The 19333-nt window shown below is 63.0% G+C and carries 18 protein-coding genes; 6 read left to right on the top strand and 12 right to left on the bottom strand.

Annotation, left to right across the window (positions count from 1 at the left end):
• Nucleotides 1-67: 67 nt before the first annotated feature.
• From AB4Y87_RS11835 to AB4Y87_RS11855, 5 genes are all read right to left on the bottom strand, one after another.
• Entirely contained in the window at nt 68-1471 is a 1404-nt protein-coding gene (locus AB4Y87_RS11835; RefSeq protein WP_442004534.1) for a sulfate adenylyltransferase subunit 1, read from the bottom strand.
• Entirely contained in the window at nt 1472-2533 is a 1062-nt protein-coding gene (gene cysD / locus AB4Y87_RS11840; RefSeq protein ID WP_442004535.1) for a sulfate adenylyltransferase subunit CysD, read from the bottom strand.
• Nucleotides 2530-3273: a phosphoadenylyl-sulfate reductase gene (locus AB4Y87_RS11845; protein ID WP_442004536.1), complete on the bottom strand. Its 744-nt coding sequence runs from the start codon at nt 3271-3273 to the stop codon at nt 2530-2532. The genes cysD and AB4Y87_RS11845 overlap by 4 nt, the downstream gene beginning before the upstream one ends.
• On the bottom strand, nt 3270-5012 hold the full coding sequence (locus AB4Y87_RS11850) for a nitrite/sulfite reductase (RefSeq protein WP_442004537.1): 1743 nt from the start codon (nt 5010-5012) through the stop codon (nt 3270-3272). Before AB4Y87_RS11850 ends, AB4Y87_RS11845 begins: the two co-directional genes overlap by 4 nt.
• A 152-nt stretch (nt 5013-5164) precedes the next feature.
• Nucleotides 5165-5932 carry a sirohydrochlorin chelatase gene (locus tag AB4Y87_RS11855; RefSeq protein WP_442004538.1) on the bottom strand — a complete coding sequence of 256 codons (768 nt, stop codon included), beginning with the start codon at nt 5930-5932 and terminating at the stop codon, nt 5165-5167.
• Here AB4Y87_RS11855 and AB4Y87_RS11860 point away from each other — a divergent pair, their 5' ends adjacent.
• Together AB4Y87_RS11860 and AB4Y87_RS11865 are read left to right on the top strand one after the other, a co-directional pair.
• Nucleotides 5933-6604 carry a trimeric intracellular cation channel family protein gene (locus AB4Y87_RS11860; RefSeq protein ID WP_442004539.1) on the top strand — a complete coding sequence of 224 codons (672 nt, stop codon included), beginning with the start codon at nt 5933-5935 and terminating at the stop codon, nt 6602-6604. It abuts the gene before it with no gap.
• 13 nt (nt 6605-6617) lie between these two features.
• Nucleotides 6618-7040 (top strand): hypothetical protein, encoded by a 423-nt coding sequence (locus AB4Y87_RS11865; protein WP_431116082.1) that lies wholly within the window; start codon nt 6618-6620, stop codon nt 7038-7040.
• Nucleotides 7041-7209: 169 nt separating this feature from the next.
• On the opposite strand, the gene AB4Y87_RS11870 is transcribed toward AB4Y87_RS11865, so the two are convergent.
• The 5 genes from AB4Y87_RS11870 to AB4Y87_RS11890 form a co-directional block, all read right to left on the bottom strand.
• Entirely contained in the window at nt 7210-7701 is a 492-nt protein-coding gene (locus AB4Y87_RS11870) for an endonuclease domain-containing protein (protein ID WP_442004540.1), read from the bottom strand.
• On the bottom strand, nt 7689-8078 hold the full coding sequence (locus tag AB4Y87_RS11875) for a type IV toxin-antitoxin system AbiEi family antitoxin domain-containing protein (RefSeq protein WP_442004541.1): 390 nt from the start codon (nt 8076-8078) through the stop codon (nt 7689-7691). Before AB4Y87_RS11875 ends, AB4Y87_RS11870 begins: the two co-directional genes overlap by 13 nt.
• A gap of 571 nt (nt 8079-8649) precedes the next feature.
• Complete coding sequence (locus AB4Y87_RS11880) at nt 8650-9753, bottom strand: polyprenyl synthetase family protein (protein ID WP_442004542.1); 1104 nt, start codon at nt 9751-9753, stop codon at nt 8650-8652.
• Nucleotides 9754-9762: 9 nt separating this feature from the next.
• The gene (locus AB4Y87_RS11885; RefSeq protein ID WP_442004543.1) at nt 9763-11106 is read right to left on the bottom strand and encodes a geranylgeranyl reductase family protein; all 1344 of its coding nucleotides are present in this window, start codon (nt 11104-11106) and stop codon (nt 9763-9765) included.
• A gap of 22 nt (nt 11107-11128) precedes the next feature.
• A complete protein-coding gene (locus AB4Y87_RS11890; protein ID WP_431116086.1) occupies nt 11129-11899 on the bottom strand; it encodes a demethylmenaquinone methyltransferase in 771 nt (256 codons plus the stop codon).
• Nucleotides 11900-11990: 91 nt separating this feature from the next.
• On the opposite strand from AB4Y87_RS11890, the gene AB4Y87_RS11895 reads away from it, so the two are divergent.
• The 4 genes from AB4Y87_RS11895 to AB4Y87_RS11910 all read left to right on the top strand — a co-directional run bounded on the left by AB4Y87_RS11895 (nt 11991) and on the right by AB4Y87_RS11910 (nt 16008).
• Nucleotides 11991-13346 (top strand): isochorismate synthase, encoded by a 1356-nt coding sequence (locus tag AB4Y87_RS11895; RefSeq protein WP_442004544.1) that lies wholly within the window; start codon nt 11991-11993, stop codon nt 13344-13346.
• Between the two features lie 158 nt (nt 13347-13504).
• The gene (locus AB4Y87_RS11900) at nt 13505-14311 is read left to right on the top strand and encodes an ABC transporter substrate-binding protein (protein ID WP_442004545.1); all 807 of its coding nucleotides are present in this window, start codon (nt 13505-13507) and stop codon (nt 14309-14311) included.
• A 102-nt stretch (nt 14312-14413) separates the two neighbouring features.
• Complete coding sequence (locus AB4Y87_RS11905) at nt 14414-15205, top strand: amino acid ABC transporter permease (protein ID WP_442004546.1); 792 nt, start codon at nt 14414-14416, stop codon at nt 15203-15205.
• Between the two features lie 11 nt (nt 15206-15216).
• A complete protein-coding gene (locus tag AB4Y87_RS11910; RefSeq protein ID WP_442004547.1) occupies nt 15217-16008 on the top strand; it encodes an amino acid ABC transporter ATP-binding protein in 792 nt (263 codons plus the stop codon).
• A 106-nt stretch (nt 16009-16114) separates the two neighbouring features.
• Here AB4Y87_RS11910 and AB4Y87_RS11915 read toward each other — a convergent pair whose 3' ends face one another.
• Nucleotides 16115-17068, bottom strand: coding sequence for a hypothetical protein (locus AB4Y87_RS11915; RefSeq protein WP_442004548.1), 954 nt, complete (start codon nt 17066-17068; stop codon nt 16115-16117).
• Between the two features lie 255 nt (nt 17069-17323).
• Complete coding sequence (menD, locus tag AB4Y87_RS11920) at nt 17324-19033, bottom strand: 2-succinyl-5-enolpyruvyl-6-hydroxy-3-cyclohexene-1-carboxylic-acid synthase (protein ID WP_442004549.1); 1710 nt, start codon at nt 19031-19033, stop codon at nt 17324-17326.
• Nucleotides 19034-19333 lie beyond the last annotated feature (300 nt).

Raw genomic sequence — 19333 nt, forward strand, 5'->3', positions numbered from 1 at the left:
GTTCGAAATCCCCGCCGTACAAGGCCGGGAATTTCGAACAAGCTGCGGTCTATCTGACTCTTCGACCTTAGATGACGTAACGCTCGTCCTCGTGGTCGCCCGGGTGGTCCTTGACCAGGCCGGCGGCAAGCGTGTTGCCGTCCATGGGATCGATCACCAGGAACGCGCCCGTACGGCGGTGGTGCAGGTAATTCTCCAGCGGCAACGGAGCAGCCAGCCGAAGCTGGGCGTGTCCGATGTCGTTGAGCTCAAGGCTCGAAGCAGGCTCAACGTTGAACGTAGCCAGGTCCAGCTTGCCTGTGACGTTACGGACCAAAGCCTGGACCGTGCGCGTACCGTGCTTCACCAGAACCTTCTGGCCTTCGCGCAGGGGCTTGGGCGAGAGCCATGCCAACGATGCGTACAGGTCAGCCGTGCTTTCGCGGACCGTGCCTGCGGCAGCGATGGTGTCGCCACGGGCAATATCGATCTCGTCAGCCAAACGAACGGCAACGGACTGCGGAGCAGCCGCTTCCTGAAGTTCCTTGCCAGCGAAGTCGATGCCAGTAATCCGGGTGATACGCGGCTCGTGGCCAGGGCTCAGCACAGTGACTTCGTCGCCAACCTTGACGGAACCCTCGGTGATCTGGCCGGCGTACGCACGGTAGTCACGGTAGGCCTCGACATCCAGCCCGCCAGCCACAGCATCAGGCGCCAACGCACCCTGCGGCCGGATCACCAGCTGCACCGGGAAGCGGAAGCTCTCCAGTTCAGCCTCAAGCTCATCGGCTGCCGGGAGGGTTTCGAGGACCTCAAGCAGTGCAGGACCGGTGTACCAGGGAGTGCGCTCGGAGCGGTCCACAACGTTGTCGCCATCAAGCGCAGAAACCGGAACCACCAGCAGGTCAGCGACGCCGTCGGAACCGAGTCCCAGCTCGCGGGCAACCTTCTGAACGTCAGTTTCGATGTCGCGGAACACCTGCTCGCTGAAATCGACGAGGTCGATCTTGTTCACGGCCACAATGACGTGGGCAACGCGCAGCAACTGCAGCACGGACAGGTGGCGGCGGGTCTGCTCAAGAACACCCTTGCGGGCGTCAATGAGTACGACGACGGCATCCGCAGTGGACGCGCCCGTCACCGTGTTCTTGGTGTACTGAACGTGGCCGGGGCAGTCCGCCAGGATGAAGCTGCGGCGGTCCGTAGCGAAGTAGCGGTACGCCACGTCGATCGTGATGCCCTGCTCGCGCTCGGCTCGAAGGCCATCGGTCAGGAGGGCAAGGTCGATCCCACCCTTGTCCCCACCAAAGCCGCGGTCGGCAGACGTGCGGGCAACGGCGTCGAGCGTGTCAGCAAGAATGGCCTTCGAATCGTGAAGGAGGCGGCCCACCAAAGTGGACTTGCCGTCGTCCACCGAGCCGGCAGTAGCGAAACGGAAGAGGGTTGTGGGCAGGGCTGTTTCCAGCCCGGCAGCCAGTGTTTCGATGCTCATTTAGAAGTAGCCGTCCTTCTTGCGGTCTTCCATGGCTGCCTCGGAGATGCGGTCATCTGCTCGGGTGGCGCCACGTTCGGTCAGGGTGGAGGCAGCGACTTCAACTACGACGTCGGCCACGGTGCGGGCATCGGACTCGACGGCACCCGTGCAGGACATGTCGCCCACGGTGCGGTAGCGAACCAGCTTGGTGATGACTTCCTCGTGCGGCAACGGCTCGGAAACCTCGCCTACCGCACGCCACATGCCGTCGCGGGCGAAGACCTCACGCTCGTGGGCGTAGTAAAGGCCGGGGAGCTCGATGTTCTCACGCTCGATGTAGCGCCAGATGTCCAGCTCGGTCCAGTTGCTGATGGGGAATGCACGGACGTGCTGGCCCACGGTGTGGCGGCCGTTGTACAGGTTCCACAGCTCGGGGCGCTGATTGCGCGGATCCCACTGGCCGAACTCGTCGCGGAGGCTCAGGATGCGCTCCTTGGCGCGGGCCTTGTCCTCGTCACGACGGCCACCGCCGAACACGGCGTCGAACTTGTTGCGCTGGATGGCATCAAGCAGCGGAACAGTTTGCAGCGGGTTGCGGGTGCCATCGGCACGCTCGGCCAGTTCGCCGCGGTCAATGAACTCCTGCACGGAGCCAACAACCAGCTTCAGGCCAAGACGCTCAACAGTGCGGTCGCGGAAGTCGATGACCTCCGGGAAGTTGTGGCCCGTGTCCACGTGCAGGACCGGGAAAGGAACCTTGCCCGGCCAGAAAGCCTTGGTGGCCAGGTGCAGCATGACCACGGAATCCTTGCCGCCGGAGAACAGCAGCGCAGGCTTCTCGAACTCGGCAACAACCTCGCGGATGATGTGAATGGCCTCGGACTCGAGTGTGTCCAGTGAGCTCAGGCGGGACGAGCCGCCGTCTGCCGCCCCCGCCCCTGCGCCGCGCGGCTGATCTTCGATCAGCCCAGCGCGCGGCTCCGACAGGCCCGAAGCCACTCCCTGGGCGGCAGACGGCGTCTCTAGGTCGCTTTCCAGCACGTCCAGCTCCAGTTCCTCGTTCGTGGTTTGAGTGCTCATGTGTGTAGTCCGCATTCTGTCTTGTCGGATCCTGCCCAACGGCCGGCACGGGGATCTTCACCCGGGGCCACCTTGCGGGTGCAGGGCTGGCAGCCGATGGACGGGTAGCCCTGGCTCAGGAGTGGGTTGACGGGAAGGATGTTGTCCTCGGAGTACTCCACCAGCTGATCGAAGGTCCAGTCGACCATCGGGTTCACCTTGACCAGGCCAAAGCCCTCATCCCAGGTGATCACCGGCGTGTTGGTTCGGGTGGGTCCTTCGTCGCGTCGAACACCGGTGAACCACACCTCATAGCCGGCAAGCGAGCGGCGGAGCGGCTCTACCTTGCGCAGCGCGCAGCACTGGGCGGGGTCGCGGGCGAACAGGTCCTTACCCAGCAAACGGTCCTGCTGTTCCACGGTGTTCTCGGGGAGGACGTCCACCACGTTGACGCGCAGGTTCGCCGCAACTTCGTCGCGGGTCTCGTACGTTTCCTTGAAGTGGTAGCCGGTTTCGAGGAACAAAACGTCGACGCCGGGAAGCTGGTCCGCGACCAAGGCCGGAAGAACGGCGTCGGCCATGGAGCAAGCCACCGTTACAGCGGGCAGCTCGAAGTTCCGGGCCACCCAGGCGATGACATCGCGGGCGGGCGCGTTCCAGCCAAGCTCTGCAGCTCCGGCTTCGGCCAGTGCCTTGAGTTCTTCGTGTGACCGCAAAGCGGGCCGTGCTGCGGTGTTCGGGAGCGTCTGGGGATCTGTCACTGGAGGTCTCCTTCATCTGCGGAGAGTGCCCACTCTGCGAAGGTCTGGCCCTCGGCGCCAACGGCGACGAATTTGCGGACCACACGCTCCACGTAGTCAGGCAGGTTTTCGACCGTGACCTTGAGGCCGCGGACAGTACGTCCCAAACCGGCTTCCTCACGCTCGTTGTTAGCCAGCCCGCCACCGAGGTGGACCTGGAAACCCGGGGTGGGGTCGCCGTCGGGCGTTGGCAGCATCATGCCCTTGAGTCCGATGTCCGCAGTCTGAATGCGGGCGCAGGAGTTGGGGCAGCCGTTGATGTGCAGGGACAGTGCCTGCGGGAGCTGCTTGCTCTCCACGAGGTCGGCCAGGCGGCGTTCCAGTTCAGCGATGGCGGTTGCCGCGGTGACCTTGGTTTCCACGATGGCCAGCTTGCAGAACTCGATGCCGGTGCAGGCGATGGTGCCGCGGCGGAACACGGACGGACGGGCGGAAAGGCCCAGGGTGTCCAGTTCAGCGATGAGGGGCTCCACCTGCTCCTTGGCGACGTCCAAGATGACGAGCTTCTGGTGAGGAGTGGTGCGGAGTCGGTAGCTGCCGTGCTGTTCCAGCGTGTCGGCGAGCTTCACCAGGGACTCACCGGAGGTACGTCCCACGGTGGGGGTCACGCCGATGAAGAACTTGCCGTCCTTCTGCTCGTGGACACCGATGTGGTCTCCCGGAGCCGTGGGCTTGGGAGCGGCGGGGCCGTCCGGGAGCTTGAAGCCGAGGTATTCGTCTTCAAGGATCTGGCGGAACTTGGCGGGGCCCCAGTCGTTCATCAGGAACTTCAGGCGGGCTTTGGTGCGCATGCGGCGGTAACCGTAGTCGCGGAAGATGCTGGTGACGCCGAGCCATACTTCAGCGGCGACGTCGGCCGAGACGAACACGCCAAGGCGCTCTGCCAGGCGCGGGTTGGTGGACAAGCCGCCGCCAACCCAGAGGTCGTAACCGGCACCGAGTTCGGGGTGGACAACGCCCACCAAGGCGAAGTCGTTGATCTCGTGGACCACGTCCTGGGAAGGGTGGCCGGTGATCGCGGTCTTGTACTTGCGCGGCAGGTTGGCCAGCTCGGGGTCGCCGATGAAACGCTCGGCGAGCTCGTGGATGAGCGGCGTGGGATCGATGATCTCGTCCTTGGCGATGCCGGCAACCGGCGAACCGAGGATGACGCGGGGAACGTCGCCGCAGGCCTCGGTGGTGGACAGGCCGATGGATTCAAGACGGCGCCAGATTTCCGGCACATCCTCCACGCGGATCCAGTGCAGCTGGATGTTCTGGCGGTCCGTGAGGTCGGCCGATCCGCGGGCGAAGTCCACGGAGATCTGGCCGATAACGCGCAGCTGCTCGGTGGTCAGCGCACCGCCGTCGATGCGGACGCGAAGCATGAAGTACTTGTCTTCGAGCTCGTGCGGCTCAAGTGTTGCGGTCTTGCCGCCGTCGATCCCGGGCTTGCGCTGGGTGTAAAGACCCCACCAGCGGAAACGGCCGTGGAGATCGGTGCCGTCGATCGAGTCGAAGCCCTCTTTGGAGTAGACAGACTCAATCCGCTCACGGACGTTCAGCCCGTTGTCTTCCTGCTTCCAGGTTTCGTTGGCGTTGAGCGGCTCAGTGCCATCAACCTTCCACTGGCCGTGAGGCTTGGCGGCAGGGCGGGTGCGTGCTGGGCGCGAGGGGACTGCGGAGTCCGCGGGCGCACCGGCTACAGCTGTATCTGTCATACGTCGACTTTAGGTGTGGCCAGTTTTGGTCAGCAAAGGTCCGGAAACGCTAAGTCACCTAGGGAAACATTTCGTCACGAACACGCCAGCGGCCTTGTCCCAAGAGCCTGTATATGCAGGTCCTTTTTGGGCTCCCGCCGCGCAAATAAAGGTTAGGACGCCCTTGCCAGTACGGCGTCAAAACGCTCCAGTGCTATCTCCGCGAGAACCGGCGACGGCAACAGCGGAGCCGTAACAATGTCCGCCCCAGCCTTGGCCAGCTGGTCGTGGAAATAACCCGTTGCGAGCAGGTACGAGGCGATGAAAACCCTCCCGTTTGCCCCGTCGTCGGCGAGTTCGGCACGCAAGGAGGCGACGCCGTCGGGCACTGTCGGCTGCGCGCTGGCACCGTAGGCCACCCGCACCTTGTTCGGCAGCAGTTCTGCGAGGAGTCGCGCCTGCTCCTCGGAGTCCACCGAGCCGTCTGGAAGGGACGATCCCGCGGCAGCCAGCAGCACGCCGTCGTTCTCCTTCAGCCCGGCGGCGCGCAAATTAGTGGCAAGCAGCTCCGCCAAGCGCGGATCCGGACCCAGCGGCCTCGCCGCCACTACTTCCGGCCGGCTCTTGATCGCCTTGGGCACGTCCACCTTGATGTGGAAGCCGGTACTCAGCAAAAGCGGCACGACGACGGCGGCAGTCCCCTCGGGCAGGCCCTCCACCACCCCGGACAGCTCAGGTTCCTGCACGTCCACGTACGCCTCAAGGACCTGCAGGCCCGGACGTTGGGCTTCAATTTCTGCCATGACGCGTCGGATGGCGGCCTGGCCTTCGGCGTTGCGGGTTCCGTGGGCACAGGCGATCAAAACGGGGCTGTTCATGGGAGCTAGCGTAACGTTGGGCAAGCACCTACTGAGAGTCGCAGGCAGAAAGAACCCGTCCACTTGATTTCCATCGACATTGTCCTTCTGTGGCTTGACCTGGTCGGCGTGTTTTTCTTCGCGGTCTCGGGTTCGCTGCTGGCGGCCCGCAAACAATTCGACATCGTGGGTTCCGTGCTCCTGGCATCCATCGTGTCGCTGGGTGGCGGCGCGATCCGCGACGTCGTCATCAACGCTGGCCCTCCTGTGGCGTTCACAAATCCGGTCTACCTGATCCCGCCCTTGTTCGCTGCCCTGCTGGTCTACTTCCTGTTCTCTTCCGTGCAGCGCTTCACGTCCCTCTTAACACTGTTCGACGCCGGCGGGCTGGCCCTGTTCTGCATCACCGGGACGTTGAAGGCACTCACTGCGGGGATGAATCCCGTGGCGGCGATCCTGCTGGGAGTGACAACAGCAGTGGGCGGCGGCCTGTTGCGCGACATCACCGCCAACGAGATTCCTACCCTTTTTGATGCGCGCGACATCTACGCGCTACCCGCTTTTGTGGGGGCTGGATTGACCACTCTGCTCTGGCACCTAGGCCTGTTCAGCGGGCTCACCGCCTGCTTGGTGGCCGGCATTGTTTTTGCCTTCCGTGTCACAGCCTGGAGGCGCAGTTGGTACGTTCCCCTGGCCGTGCGCGGATGGCAGCGTGCAGGCACCGGCGGGGGCGCAATTTCGGGTGCCCGCGATTAGCTAGGATAAGAGCATGACTGACATGTTCCTCGAGAAGTTCCGCGCGCTGGTCCCAAAGTATCTCGAGGATGAATGGCAGGAAGAAGACGGGCTCACCTCCGAGGAACTGGACGAGGCCCTCACCGACCACTCCTTCACCATCCCGCTGGTTCTGCGCGAGTTCTACCTCGCCCTCGGTGGCTGCGAAGACCTCATGGAGGCGTACCACTACTTCTGGGATCCCGAAGAACTCGAGGTGGACGACGAAGGCTTCCTCATGTTCCTCGAAGACGAAGAGGAACAATTCACCTGGGGCTTCCGCATTGCCGATGTCAGCATCCCCGACCCCATCGTCTGGCGCCGCAACAACGCCCGAGGCCAGTGGAAGAGCGAAGAAGGCACATTCTCCGAGTTCGTGTTCGACATGTTCGAGTGGGCGTTCAACGACGAAGACTAAGTTTTGACTGGCAGCCCCTGCGCTCCCTTTTTGGGTGGCGTGGGGGCTGTTTTGTTGTGGCGGCCTGTGCGGCCACCACCCACTTTGAATTTGGAACTGCCCTGACACGCCGCTTCCGGGGTGTGTCGCCGGAAAATTGGGGGGCAAAGTAGGTGGTTGCGGGACAAACTCACGACGGCGGAGCCCACGCAGGCGCGAACCTCGCCGGGGCGAAGCGGCCAACTTCCCTGTTGAACAGGACTGCCATGACTTCGGCGACCATCCTCTCCGGGTGATGAACGACGTCCACGTAGTAGTAATGGAGGCTCAACAGCCCTCTGCGCATGCCTGCGTTGTTCCTATACTGATCCTTCTTGACCTGTTTTCCCTCAAGGTGCGTGCCGCCGTCGAGTTCAACGATCAGGCATTCGTTTACCAAGCAGTCCACCTCCCCTACGCCCGGGATGTCCACGTGCATCTGGACCCTAAGACCTGCCCGGGTGAAGTGGGTGTGCGCGAGTACTTCCAGGAGTGAGTCGGCCCGAGGCAGAACCAAGTCCAGGGTTTCCCGAACCTTGCCGTTCCTGTTGCCAGGAAGCTTTGATTCCAGGAAATCCTTGGAAAGGAGCGCCAAGCTGACCGCGCTCTGCACCATGACCAGCGCTTCGGTTAAGGCAAACATCGGAGGGCGTGGATCAGGACATCGGCCACGCCCGCTATAGGCAGATACGAGTGGACTGGGTGCAGGCAGGCTCCGTGGTGGACTACACCCCGCCTCGCTTGTCCCGTGCTGCAGCTGAGATGGAGAGCGCCTGCGCCCCCTAGTGTCCAGAGACCATAGAAGCGCGCTGCCGAGATGCAGGTAATTAAGCCGTCGGCGCGGAAGGCGGCAACGACGTCGGGGTCTGATGCCCTGGACATGTAGACGCCGCGATGAAGGCGATTGACTACTCCGTCCCTCACTGCCTTTGTGAGCATGCGGCGACTAAAACCCGCAGTCATCAGGGTGGACGTGGTTGCTACTCCACGCCGGCTTCGGAGGAAATTGTCGATGTCCATACAGTCATGCTGAGTTCTTCGTGGCCTCTGCGATGGGCGCGAAGTCCCCTATGTGGATAACTGCCGCGTACCTCCCCCACCTGGTTTGGGGGCCCTGAGGTTGTGGCACACCCCAAATTCGGCGAGTCCTCCCTTCCAAAAATCCGAAGTTGGTGATGGAGGACCGGCGCTTGGTTGTAAACCGTTCTGCGGGACCGCGAAAACCATTGACGCGAAGAGTTGCATATGTGACAGGATTGTCATAAGCTATTTACGGATCCACTAAATGCCTCCGGTGGGTCTGATGCGAACGGAGATTGTGGTCCCGGTTCGGTGCAGCGTATGACTCGTAACGTTGCAGCGAGCCGGGGCCATTCCGTTTTTCCCAGGGGACTAAAAGTTTGGGCGTGTACGGCCACCACCCACTTTGGTTCCACCGATGGCACAACACACCGCATCCACCGGCGTGTCACCACGCCCGCAGCCTCAAAGTGGGTGGCGGGGGTACACCAAGGCCCGGGCCCAAAAATGTGGGGAACAAAAAGCAGGCGCCCGGCCCACGAAGGTCCGGACGCCCGTCAAAAAAGGGAAGCTAGCTGCTCCGGTCCACCACGGCATGCGCGAAGTTCGTCAGCGACGCCTTCACAACGCCCTCCGGCAACGGGGCCAGGGCAGCAACGGCCTCGGCGGACCACTGGCGGGCGATCTTCCAGGATTCAGTAGTCACCGGGTGTTCGCGCAAACCAGCCACAGCATCGGCAAGGGCGGAATCAGACGTCAAGTCACCGTCCACAAGCTTCAAGAGCGCGGCAGCTGACGAATCACCTGCAGCAGCATCGCGGCGCAGCAGCAGCACGGGCAGCGTGGGAACACCTTCGCGGAGGTCAGTGCCCGGGGACTTTCCGGACTTGACCTTCACACCGGTGACATCAATGACGTCGTCGGCCAGCTGGAAGGCCACGCCAACCTTCTCGCCGTACTCAACCAGGAGATCCTCGAACGCGGGATCGGCACCGGCGAAGATCGCGCCCAGCTGGCCGGAGGCTGCAACCAAGGATCCTGTCTTGTCGGCAATGACGGACAAGTAGTGCTCAACAGCGTCTTCATCCTCGCGGGGGCCGACCGTTTCGTGGAGCTGGCCGAGGCACAGGCGTTCGAAGGTCCGGGCCTGGATGCCGAGAGCGCGGGAGCCGAGCTCGGAGACCAGAATGGAGGCGCGGGCAAAGATGAGGTCACCGGTGAGGATGGCCACGGAGTTGCCCCATACTTCGTGGGCTGTCGGAGCGCCACGGCGGAACGGCGCAGAGTCCATGACGTCGTCGTGGTACAGGGTTGCGAGGTGCGTCAGTTCAACCACAACTGCAGCCTGGACAACTTCAGGACGGGAAGCATCTCCAAGGTGCGCGCACAGCAGTGTGAGCAGCGGACGGATGCGCTTCCCCCCGGCTTCCACCAGGTGGCGCGACGTTGCGTCAGCCAGGGGGTCCGAGTTGGAGATGGCTTCGCGAAGCTTCTTTTCCACGCGGGCGAGGTTGGTGGTGATGGCTGGGCCGAGTTCGGCGTCGCCGGCGATGGCGGCAAAACCGGCGGGCAGCTGGAGACCCGTTGCGATCGCGGTGGTGTTGGGGGCAGGCTCAACAGAGTCCGGCAGGCCGTGCCCGGCATGCGTCCAGCTGTGTTCGGCAGAGTTCGTCACGGCTTAACCCTAACTAGTTGTTGCGGAAACCGCGGTGTCGGAGTCTGCCGCCTTAAAAGGGCGGACAGAGGAAGTGTTGGACGTGGCCGGAACGAGCATCTCAAGGACGCGGATTACGCGGTCTTCGAAGCCCTTCGCGGACGGGTCCGTGAGGTTGGCGAGCATGCGCACCACAAAGCGCATCAACATCGGAATCGGCATACCCGTTCGCAAGGCAAGCTTCATCACGGCCGGCTTCCCGATCAAGGAAGCAAACATACGCCCCAATGTGAAGTGCGATCCCCACTGGTCCCGCACATAGTCCGCGTACCGCGAAAGGTGGGCGTCGGCGTCGTCGGCGGTCCATCCGGCGGAGGCCGAACGTGAAGCAGCGTCAATCAGGAACTCAGCCGCGAACCGGGCAGACTCCATGGCGTAGGAGATGCCCTCGCCGTTGAATGGGGACACCATGCCACCGGCGTCGCCAAGCAGGAGCAGCCCGGGCGAGTAGTGAGGTGTGCGGTTGAAGCCCATGGGCAGCGCGGCGCCGCGGATCTCCCCCATCTGGTTTTCCGGCGTAAAGCCCCAGTCGGCGGGCATTCCGGCGGTCCATTCGCGCAGGACCTGTTTGTAGTCCAGCTTCCCGAATTCCTTGGACGAGTTCAGTATTCCGAGGCCCACGTTGGACGTTCCATCACCGACGCCAAACACCCAACCGTAACCGGGCAGCGGCTTTCCAGACTTTCCAGGCAGCTCCAGCCAGCCTTCCATCCAGTCGTCTTCGTGCCTGGGAGATGTGAAGTAGGTGCGAACGGCGACACCCAGCGGGCGGTCGTCACGCTTGTGCATACCCAACGACACGGCGGTTCGCGTGGAGTTACCGTCCGCGGCGAGTACGACGTCGGCATGGAAGTCGCGCGTTTCGCCCGTCTTGCGTCCGGACTCGTCAAGGATGGAGGCCCGTGCGCCGATGACGCGACCGTCGTCGGACTGCAAGGCTGAAGTGACGCTGTGGCGTTCAAGCACGACGGCGCCCGCGGCCTCCGCATGCCGTGCCAACGACTCGTCGAACCCCAGACGGGTCCGAATCAGTCCGTACGTGGGAAAGTCTGAAACCTCGGGCCACGGCAGCTCAATGGTACGGCCGCCTGCAATAAGTCGAAGTCCCTTGTTCCGGCGCCAGCCCTCGGATTCAGCATGAGGCAGTCCGAGCTTCTGGATCTCACGGACCGCGCGCGGGGTCAGACCGTCGCCGCAAACTTTTTCGCGGGGAAAGGAAGTCTTTTCCAGCACTGTGACATCAATGCCGGCCTGGGCGAGGTAATACGCGGCGGTGGACCCAGCAGGCCCCGCGCCAACAATCAGTACTTTCACGTCGTCCTAAATCAGTGGCACGTCAGCTGGGCTGGCTGCCGGACCGGCGCGGTTTGATCTGGCGGCGAAGCTTGGCCACAGGAACGCTTTCGCGGTGCTCGGCCGGCTTCTGTGCGCGGTGTACCGCTACGATGCCTCCGCTGAGGTTGCGGTAGGTGATGTCCGTCCAGCCTGCTTCGCTGAGCCACTGGGCCAGGTGGTCCTGGTCCGGCCAGGCTCGGATGGATTCGGCGAGGTACACGTACGCATCCGGGTTGGAGGAGACCTTGGTGGCGATGGCCGGGAGGGCGCGCATCAGGTATTCGGTGTAGAGGTTGCGCCACAGCGGCACCACGGGGTGGGAGAACTCGGCGATGACCAGACGGCCGCCGGGCTTGGTGACGCGCAGCATTTCCTCGAGGGCTTTGCGCGGTTCGACAACGTTCCGCAGGCCGAAGGAAATGGTGGAAGCGTCAAAGCTGTTGTCCGCGAACGGCAGGTTGGTGGCATCTCCGGCGATGAAGTCGATGTCCGGGCGGCGGCGTTTGCCTACTTTGAGCATGCCCAGGGAGAAGTCGCAGGCCACAACATTCACACCGGCATCGGCGTACGGTTCGCTGGAGGTGCCCGTTCCAGCGGCAAGGTCCAGGACCTTCTGGCCCACCTTCACATCCATGGCATCAACAACGATGCGGCGCCACCGACGCGTCTGCCCCATGGAGAGGACGTCATTCACGACGTCGTATTTGGGGGCGACATCGTCAAACATCGTCGCAACTTCGTCCGGACGCTTTTCCAAGGATGCTCGGTTCACCCTGCAATTGTCTCAGACATTCAGCCGACTTTGCTGCGCTGTAGAACTCGGCTCAGGTTCTGGCGGCACGCGGGAGTACTGTTGTTCCATCATGACGAGCACGCTCCGTACCTTGACAGTCCCCCTCGATGTCGAATCATCCTCCGGGGGGCTGCCGTCGTTTCTGGTCCGGGACGACGTCCTCTGCTGGTCACGCCGCGAGGCCGGCCTGGTGGGGTACGGCGAGCTGACACGGTTCAACGCCTCGGGCCCTGAGCGCTTCCTTGAGGCTGATATCTGGTGGCGGCACCTCATTCTTGAGGCCGAAATCACCGATCACGTGGAGATTCCAGGCACTGGCCCGGTTGCGTTCGGCTCGTTCGCTTTTTCCAAGATGTCCCCGCACGTTTCCCGGCTGATCGTCCCTGAGATGGTGATTGGCATGCGCGATGGCCGCGCCTGGGCCACCCAACTAACGTTCGACGACGCCGAGCTCACCGAGGCGGGCGTCCTCGCCGCCCTGGACCGCTGGCTCAATGAGCTCGAGCCAAACGGCGACGGGTCAGCGGCAGGAGCGTCCGACGTCGGGCTGTCACCTGAAGCTTTTTCGCCCAACGGTGCGGCTGGTTACCTCAGCCGCGGTTCCCTGAGCGAAACGGATTGGATGCAGGCCGTCTCCAACGGTGTGGCGGAAATCCGCACCGGCAAGCTGGAGAAACTCGTCCTGGCGCGCGACGTCGTAGCCAACCTTCCTGCGGGCGTGAACGCTGCGGAGGTGCTTCGCCAGCTGGCGGCACGGTACCGGGAATGCTGGACTTATGGCGTTGACGGCCTGGTGGGTGCGACACCGGAAATGCTGATCCAAGTGGAGGGTCGGACTGCCCAGGCCCGTGTGCTGGCCGGAACGTTGGACCGCCGCGACGCCGAAGGTGTTGACGGATCCCCTATGGCGTACGCCGAGCGGGTTCTGGCCGGATCTGAAAAGCAGCGCCACGAGCACGAGATCGCAATTGATTCGCTGACCCGCCAGCTCGCGCCGTTTTCCGAGGCGATGAACTCCCACAGCGAGCCCTTCATTCTTGAACTGCCCAACGTGTGGCATCTGGCCTCGGACGTCAAAGCCGAGCTTGCTGATATCGAAGGCCACGTCCCCACCTGCTTGGCCTTGATCAACGCCCTGCATCCAACGGCGGCGGTCTGCGGAACACCCACGTTGGTTGCCGGTGCCCTGATTCGAAAACTGGAGCATCTGGACCGTGGCCCGTACGCCGGGCCTGTGGGTTGGCTGGACGCTGCCGGGAATGGCGAGTGGGGCATCGCCTTGCGCGGCGCGGTCATCGAGGACGCCAACACAGTGCGCCTTTACGCGGGTTGCGGGATTGTGGAGGGTTCGCAGCCGGAGGCTGAGCTTGCCGAGACCTGGGCTAAATTCCGGCCGATGCTTGAGTCGCTGGGCATCCAGCGCTGAATCTGGGATCTCAGACTGCGACTCGCAGGGGGCGCTTGCATATTCGCTAAACTAGTTATCCAATAGTGAAACTTAGTTTCCTGTGATGCACATCTCAGGTTCGGCGCTACACTAAAACCGACTTAGTTCAGCATCCACTGCAACAAAAGGTAAAAAACATGCAGATCTCCCGTTCGGTTCTGTCCGGCACCAAGATGGCCGCCGTGCTCGCAGCAGGCGTCCTGGCCCTGACCGCCTGCGGTGGCGGCTCCTCCACCCCGGCAGCCTCGAGTGAATCGGGCGGCCCCAAGCTCATCAACGCCGGCAAGCTCACCGTGTGCTCGGATGTCCCCTACGAGCCCTTCGAGTTCCAGAAGGACGGCAAGATCGTCGGCTTCGACATGGACATCGCCAATGAACTGGCCAAGGACCTCAAGGCCGAACTCAACGTGGTGGACAGCTCCTTCGAAGCAATCGAGACCGGCACCGCACTGACTGGTTGCGACGTCTCCATCTCCTCAATCTCCATCACAGACGTCCGCAAGAACGTCATGGACTTCTCCAACCCCTACATGGATGACGACCTGACCCTCGTGGCTACCACGTCCTCGGGCATCAGCAACCTTGATGGCGCCAAGGGCAAGAAGGTTGGTGTCCAGCAGGCCACCACCGGCGCCCAGTACGCCAAGGACAAGGGAATCGACGCCCAGCAGTTCGAAGACTCCGGCCTCCTGGTCCAGGCCCTCAAGGCGGGCACCATCGACGCCGCCGTCGGCAACCAGTCGGTTCTGGGTTACGCCATCATGGACGATTCCAAGCTCAAGCGCGTTGAAGACTACGCAACGGGCGAGAAGCTGGGCATCTCCATCAAGAAGGGCAACACGGCCATGACTGATGCCGTCAACAAAACCCTGAAGCGCATCACCGATGACGGCACCCTGAAGAAGTTCCAGACCACCTGGTTCGGCGAGACCACCAAGAAGTAGTCCGAGCCCCGGCTCCCAAGAATCACGCAGGCGGGCCCCGCAACGATCTGTCCAGGCAGTCCGTTCGGGGCCCCAGCTGCGCAACACGAATGTGAGAACACCATGGCAATGACTACACGTCAACGAGCCAAAGTCAGTCTGAACGTCCAAGCCGGGATCTTCGTTGTGGCCGTGGCCGCAGTGATCCTCGCCGTGGATTGGAAGACCGTTGGAAACAGCGTCTTCAACTTCGCCAAAATCGGCCCGATGTTCCCCGACATCTTCCTCATCGGCCTCAAGAACACCCTTATCTACACAGCGCTTGCCTTCGTTGTGGGCCTCTCCGGTGGTCTGCTGCTCGCACTGATGAAGCTCTCCTCTTTCCCGCTGTACCGCTGGCTCGCTACCGGATACATCGAATTCTTCCGCGGCGTCCCCGCCCTGCTGGTGTTCATCGCCTTCGGCTACGGCGTTCCCCTGGCCTTCGGCGTGCAGTGGGATGTGAACATTGTGGTCATGGTTTCCCTCGGTATGGTGGCTTCGGCATACATCGCTGAAACCCTGCGTGCAGGCCTCCAGGCTGTCCCCCGGGGACAGATGGAAGCCGCCCGCTCCCTTGGCATGCCGCACTGGCGCGCGATGGTCTCCATCGTCATTCCGCAGGCTTTCAAAATCGTCCTGCCGCCGCTGACCAACGAGGTCATCCTCCTCACCAAGGACTCCTCGCTGATCTACGTCCTGGGCCTCACCGCGTCCCAGTATGAGCTGACCAAGTTTGGCCGCGACGGCATCTCCAGCCTCGGAGCCGGGCTGACCCCGTTGCTCGTGGCCGGTGCCTTCTACCTGGTCATCACCATCCCCCTGAGCCTCCTGGCACGGAAGTTCGAAAGCCGCTCCGCGCGGGCGAATCGATAGGCAGGACAATCATGAACAACTCCAATGGGAGCACCTCCGTTCGCGCCGCTGGCGTGAATATCCAGGACCTCCGCAAATCCTACGGAAGCAATGAGGTCCTCAAGGGCATCTCGCTGAACGTGGAACCAGGCCAGGTAGTCTGCCTGATCGGCCCTTCCGGTTCCGGAAAGTCCACCCTCCTGCGCTGCGTGAACCTGCTTGAGCACCCGAATGCGGGCACCATCAACGTGGGCAAGTTCGAGGCAACCGACCCCGACGTGGACCTCAACCGCATGCGCCAAAGCGTCGGCATGGTGTTCCAACACTTCAACCTGTTCCCCCACCTGAGCGTGTTGGACAACTGCACCATCTCCCAGATGAAGGTCCTCAAGAGGTCCAAGTCCGAGGCCGGCGAGGTAGCACGCCGCAACCTTGAGCGCGTTGGCCTTGGCCACTTGGCTGACCGTTTCCCGGACCAGCTCTCCGGCGGCCAGCAGCAGCGCGTGGCCATTGCGCGCGCGCTGTCCATGGACCCGCAGCTGATGCTCTTCGACGAGCCAACATCTGCCCTTGACCCCGAGACCGTGGGCGATGTCCTCGCCGTGATGCGCAAGCTGGCCCAGGAAGGCATGACCATGCTGGTGGTCACCCACGAGATGGGCTTCGCCCGCGAAGTTGCTGACCGCGTGGTCTTCATGGACGCTGGCGTCGTAGTCGAAGAAGGCCCGGCAGAACACGTCATCAGCGCCCCGACCCAGGCGCGAACCAAGGAATTCCTGCGCCGCGTCCTGGACCCGACGCACATCGACGTCGTGGAGGACTAGCTCCTCTCGGCTCGCTGATTTTTGCGGCTCGCAGAACCGCTTGCGCCGGGCACACGGGAGGGTGACACCTATATATATTAGTGTCACCCTCCCGTATTTGTGTCCGCTACGAATTTGCGTGTCCTGCAGAAGCACGACGGCGGCGGGGAACCCCGGCTGTCGCAAGCTCACGTTCCAGCTTGCTAACTGTCAGGTCACTCCACACCAACCGGAACACACTTCTCCCTGTGGCACGTATCGCATCTTCGCGGCTCTTCTCCTCGATCACAACCTGAGAGGGTGTCCGGCCCTTCAGGAATTCCGGTTTCAGATACTTTTCGCGGCCATCGAATTCCCCCACCACCCTGGCGTCCTTCCAGTAATAGTCCGTATAGACGACCCCTACTTTCGTTCGAACTTCATACTGCAACTCGGGAGCAGCGAAACCGGCGAGATGCATGAGCCCCCGACAGTAGGACTCCCCCGGCGAACCTGAATTTGTAGCAGCAAATTGAACAACCGCTGCCACGCGCTTGGCGGCGGCCTTCGAATACCGGGAATCAATATTATTCAGCAGCTCATCCCTCGTTACGGGTTTGCGATGACGTCCTTGGGATAAGAGGAAATCCATGGGAACAACAGCCTCGGCAAATGGCACGGAGGCTGCGATGTCCAGTGCCGTCCTGACCCGGCCCGTCACAAGGAAACCGTTCGCTTCCTCGGCTTCCTGGAGACCATCGCTGACATAGTGCCGTCGGACGCCTGCTCTGGACCTTCCCCCGCCGGCGTAGGAGCTGAGTGCGTGAACGGGTTGTCGTCCGACGATCGTTGGAATGCCATGAATGGTGGCCGCGGAGTGGTGCGAGAACACCGTGGCGGAAGTAAATGTCTCAGCAGCAGCCGCAACGCTCAGGGCATAACGCTCCCATTTCTCCAGGGCTGCCCATCTTTTCGCATCGACATAGACTCCGTGGCGGACTCTCACGAGATTCCCACTCTTAGCTGCCATCGACAGTTTGCGGGAGTCCCCGCCAATGAGGGATAAGTCCTTGGCAAGAATGAGTTTGGGTAGGGTCCGCATGGAGCAAGTCTTTAGACTCGCCGGGTCAAAGAGGAGGGCTTGGTGGCCGTATGTGGAAATCTCATCGCACCCTTCCGGATGCATGCGGCCACCCTCACGGGATCCGCCACCCGTGTGGACTCCGGCACGACACTCGAACTGCCTGCTGACACATATGCCCGCTAGTGACACCCATATCCAAGTGTCACCTGTCCGTTTCAGCAGCGGGGAGACATGTGGGTGGCGTGGGCGAATTTGGGTGGCGTGGAACCCCGGCTAGCCTGCCGTCAACACCTTGCCCACGGCACCCGAGACTGCTTCCTTGATGCGGGCATGAAGTGTCCGCAGGCCTGCCCGGTCCACGCGCACCTCCACAATGGTGCGTCCCTTCAGCGGCGACTTAAGCGCCTCCGCGAGTTCCGCCGTCGTACTTACCGCCTGATGTCCGACGCCGTAGGCCGCCGCGAGTGCCGCAATGTCCACTGAGTGTGGGGTTCCGAAGAGGCGTTCGACGGCGGTGCCGTAGGCCCCCGAGTCCTCCACCGCGCCGTGTTCGAGGAGGCTGAAGATGGCGCCGCCGGAGTCGTTGAGGACCACGATCCGGAGATCGGGAATGGGTTCGCCGTGGCCGAGAAGCAGTCCGCCGGCGTCGTGGAGGAAGGTGACGTCGCCCAGGAGAAGTGTAGTTTCGCGTCCGCTGCCGAGGGCAATTCCGGTGGCCGTGGCGATAGTGCCATCGATTCCGGCCAGACCGCGGTTGGCGTAGACGGTGGCGATGGGGTCGGGGTGGGGCTGGCCGGCGAGGTCCACGTCGCGGATGCCGTTGGAGGATCCGAGGACCAATTTGCCGCGCGAGTGCTCCCAGACAGTGGCTCCGACGGAAGGACCGTTGGCTACCGATTCCCCGGCCAATATTCCGTCCAAGGCATGCTGGGCGGCAGCCCCGGCCAGGAGCCAGGAATCCAGCCAGTCGGCAGAGCCCCGACCTGCAAACCCGGCCAGTTCAGGGAGGGTTTCGATGGGTGTCTCGCGGCGTCTGCCAGCCTCGTACCAAGCCACGGGGACCGGTTGGTAGATGGCGGATTCGACGGTGGGACGAGCCAACAGCGCGGCCACCGGTCGGGAAAGAGTGGCCCGGCCGAACAGGACCACGCGCTCGATCGGTGTCGCCGAGTCCGGGCCGAAGTGCTCCAGCAGAACCCGGTATGGGCCCACGGCATTGGGGCCGAAACGCGCGTTGGATGAAGGTTCGGCAAGCAAAGGAAGGCCGTGCGCGCGTGCGAAGGCCTCGGCCACGGGACCGGCATCATGGCCTGCGAGAACCACGGTGCGTCGCTCGGCGAGCTCGTTCGAAGCCGTCGGGAGATCCAGCGCCTGGGGACCGGCGTCGTAATGGAACACGCTGTGACCAGCGGCCGTGGGAAGGGCATCGCCGGGGCCTGGAACCAACGGGTCGCGGAAAGCGAGGTTTACCTGAACTGGGCCCGGCGGCGTGTCCTCGAGGGCGCCGGTGGCAGCATAGAGCGCTGTGGCCACTGCCCGTTGGGGGCTATCCCCCGCGGGGACGTCGACGGCGAAGCGAACGTGATCGCCGAACAGGTCCAGTTGGGCCGTGGTCTGGTTCGCCCCGGTACCGTGAAGCTCTTCCGGCCGGTCCGCGGAGACGACCACCAGCGGCACGGCCGAGTGGTTGGCCTCCATCACGGCCGGCAGCAGATTCCCGACGGCGGTACCCGAGGTTGTCAGGACGGCGGCGGGCGCTTCGGTTGCGAGGGCGAGTCCAAGGGCTGTGAATCCGGCATCCCGTTCATCGATCCGGACATGCAGGAGAACTTTGCCCGCCGCTTCTGCCTCGGCGAGGGCGTAGGCCATGGGCGCAGAACGTGAACCTGGCGCCACCACCACGTGCCGCACACCGCCGTCGAGCAATGCCGTAACGGCTATTCTGGCGGCGGCGATGGATGTCAGAGAGTCCTGGGAAGTCACCATTCCAGTCTATTGGCGTCGACGGAACCCCAATCCTTCTCTCACATCCCACCGCCTTCCACCGGATCCTCTCGCACATCCAACCGGCCCCCACCGGATCCTCTTCCACATCCAACCGGCCCCCACCGGATGCTCTTCCACATCCAACCGGCTCCCACCGGATGCTCTCGCACATCATGGGCCACGAAAAGAACCGGCCCGAGCCCGTGGGAAGTGATAGAACGATCGCCCAAAAGCCGCAGGAAATGATAGAACGATCGCCCAAAAGCCGCAGGAAGTGAAAGAACGATCGCCCAAAGG

The organism is Paenarthrobacter sp. RAF54_2 (genome assembly GCF_052113945.1).
Taxonomy (GTDB): domain Bacteria; phylum Actinomycetota; class Actinomycetes; order Actinomycetales; family Micrococcaceae; genus Arthrobacter.

Excerpts from the sequence above, each read along its gene's own strand:
- AB4Y87_RS11865 (WP_431116082.1), top strand. The coding sequence starts at position 6,618 with ATGACTGACATGTTCCTCGAGAAGTTCCGCGCGCTGGTCCCAAAGTAT.
- AB4Y87_RS11870 (WP_442004540.1), bottom strand. The coding sequence starts at position 7,701 with ATGTTTGCCTTAACCGAAGCGCTGGTCATGGTGCAGAGCGCGGTCAGC.
- AB4Y87_RS11895 (WP_442004544.1), top strand. The coding sequence starts at position 11,991 with ATGACGAGCACGCTCCGTACCTTGACAGTCCCCCTCGATGTCGAATCA.
- AB4Y87_RS11910 (WP_442004547.1), top strand. The coding sequence starts at position 15,217 with ATGAACAACTCCAATGGGAGCACCTCCGTTCGCGCCGCTGGCGTGAAT.
- AB4Y87_RS11905 (WP_442004546.1), top strand. The coding sequence starts at position 14,414 with ATGGCAATGACTACACGTCAACGAGCCAAAGTCAGTCTGAACGTCCAA.
- AB4Y87_RS11900 (WP_442004545.1), top strand. The coding sequence starts at position 13,505 with ATGCAGATCTCCCGTTCGGTTCTGTCCGGCACCAAGATGGCCGCCGTG.
- AB4Y87_RS11850 (WP_442004537.1), bottom strand. The coding sequence starts at position 5,012 with ATGACAGATACAGCTGTAGCCGGTGCGCCCGCGGACTCCGCAGTCCCC.
- AB4Y87_RS11875 (WP_442004541.1), bottom strand. The coding sequence starts at position 8,078 with ATGGACATCGACAATTTCCTCCGAAGCCGGCGTGGAGTAGCAACCACG.
- cysD (WP_442004535.1), bottom strand. The coding sequence starts at position 2,533 with ATGAGCACTCAAACCACGAACGAGGAACTGGAGCTGGACGTGCTGGAA.
- AB4Y87_RS11915 (WP_442004548.1), bottom strand. The coding sequence starts at position 17,068 with ATGCGGACCCTACCCAAACTCATTCTTGCCAAGGACTTATCCCTCATT.
- AB4Y87_RS11835 (WP_442004534.1), bottom strand. The coding sequence starts at position 1,471 with ATGAGCATCGAAACACTGGCTGCCGGGCTGGAAACAGCCCTGCCCACA.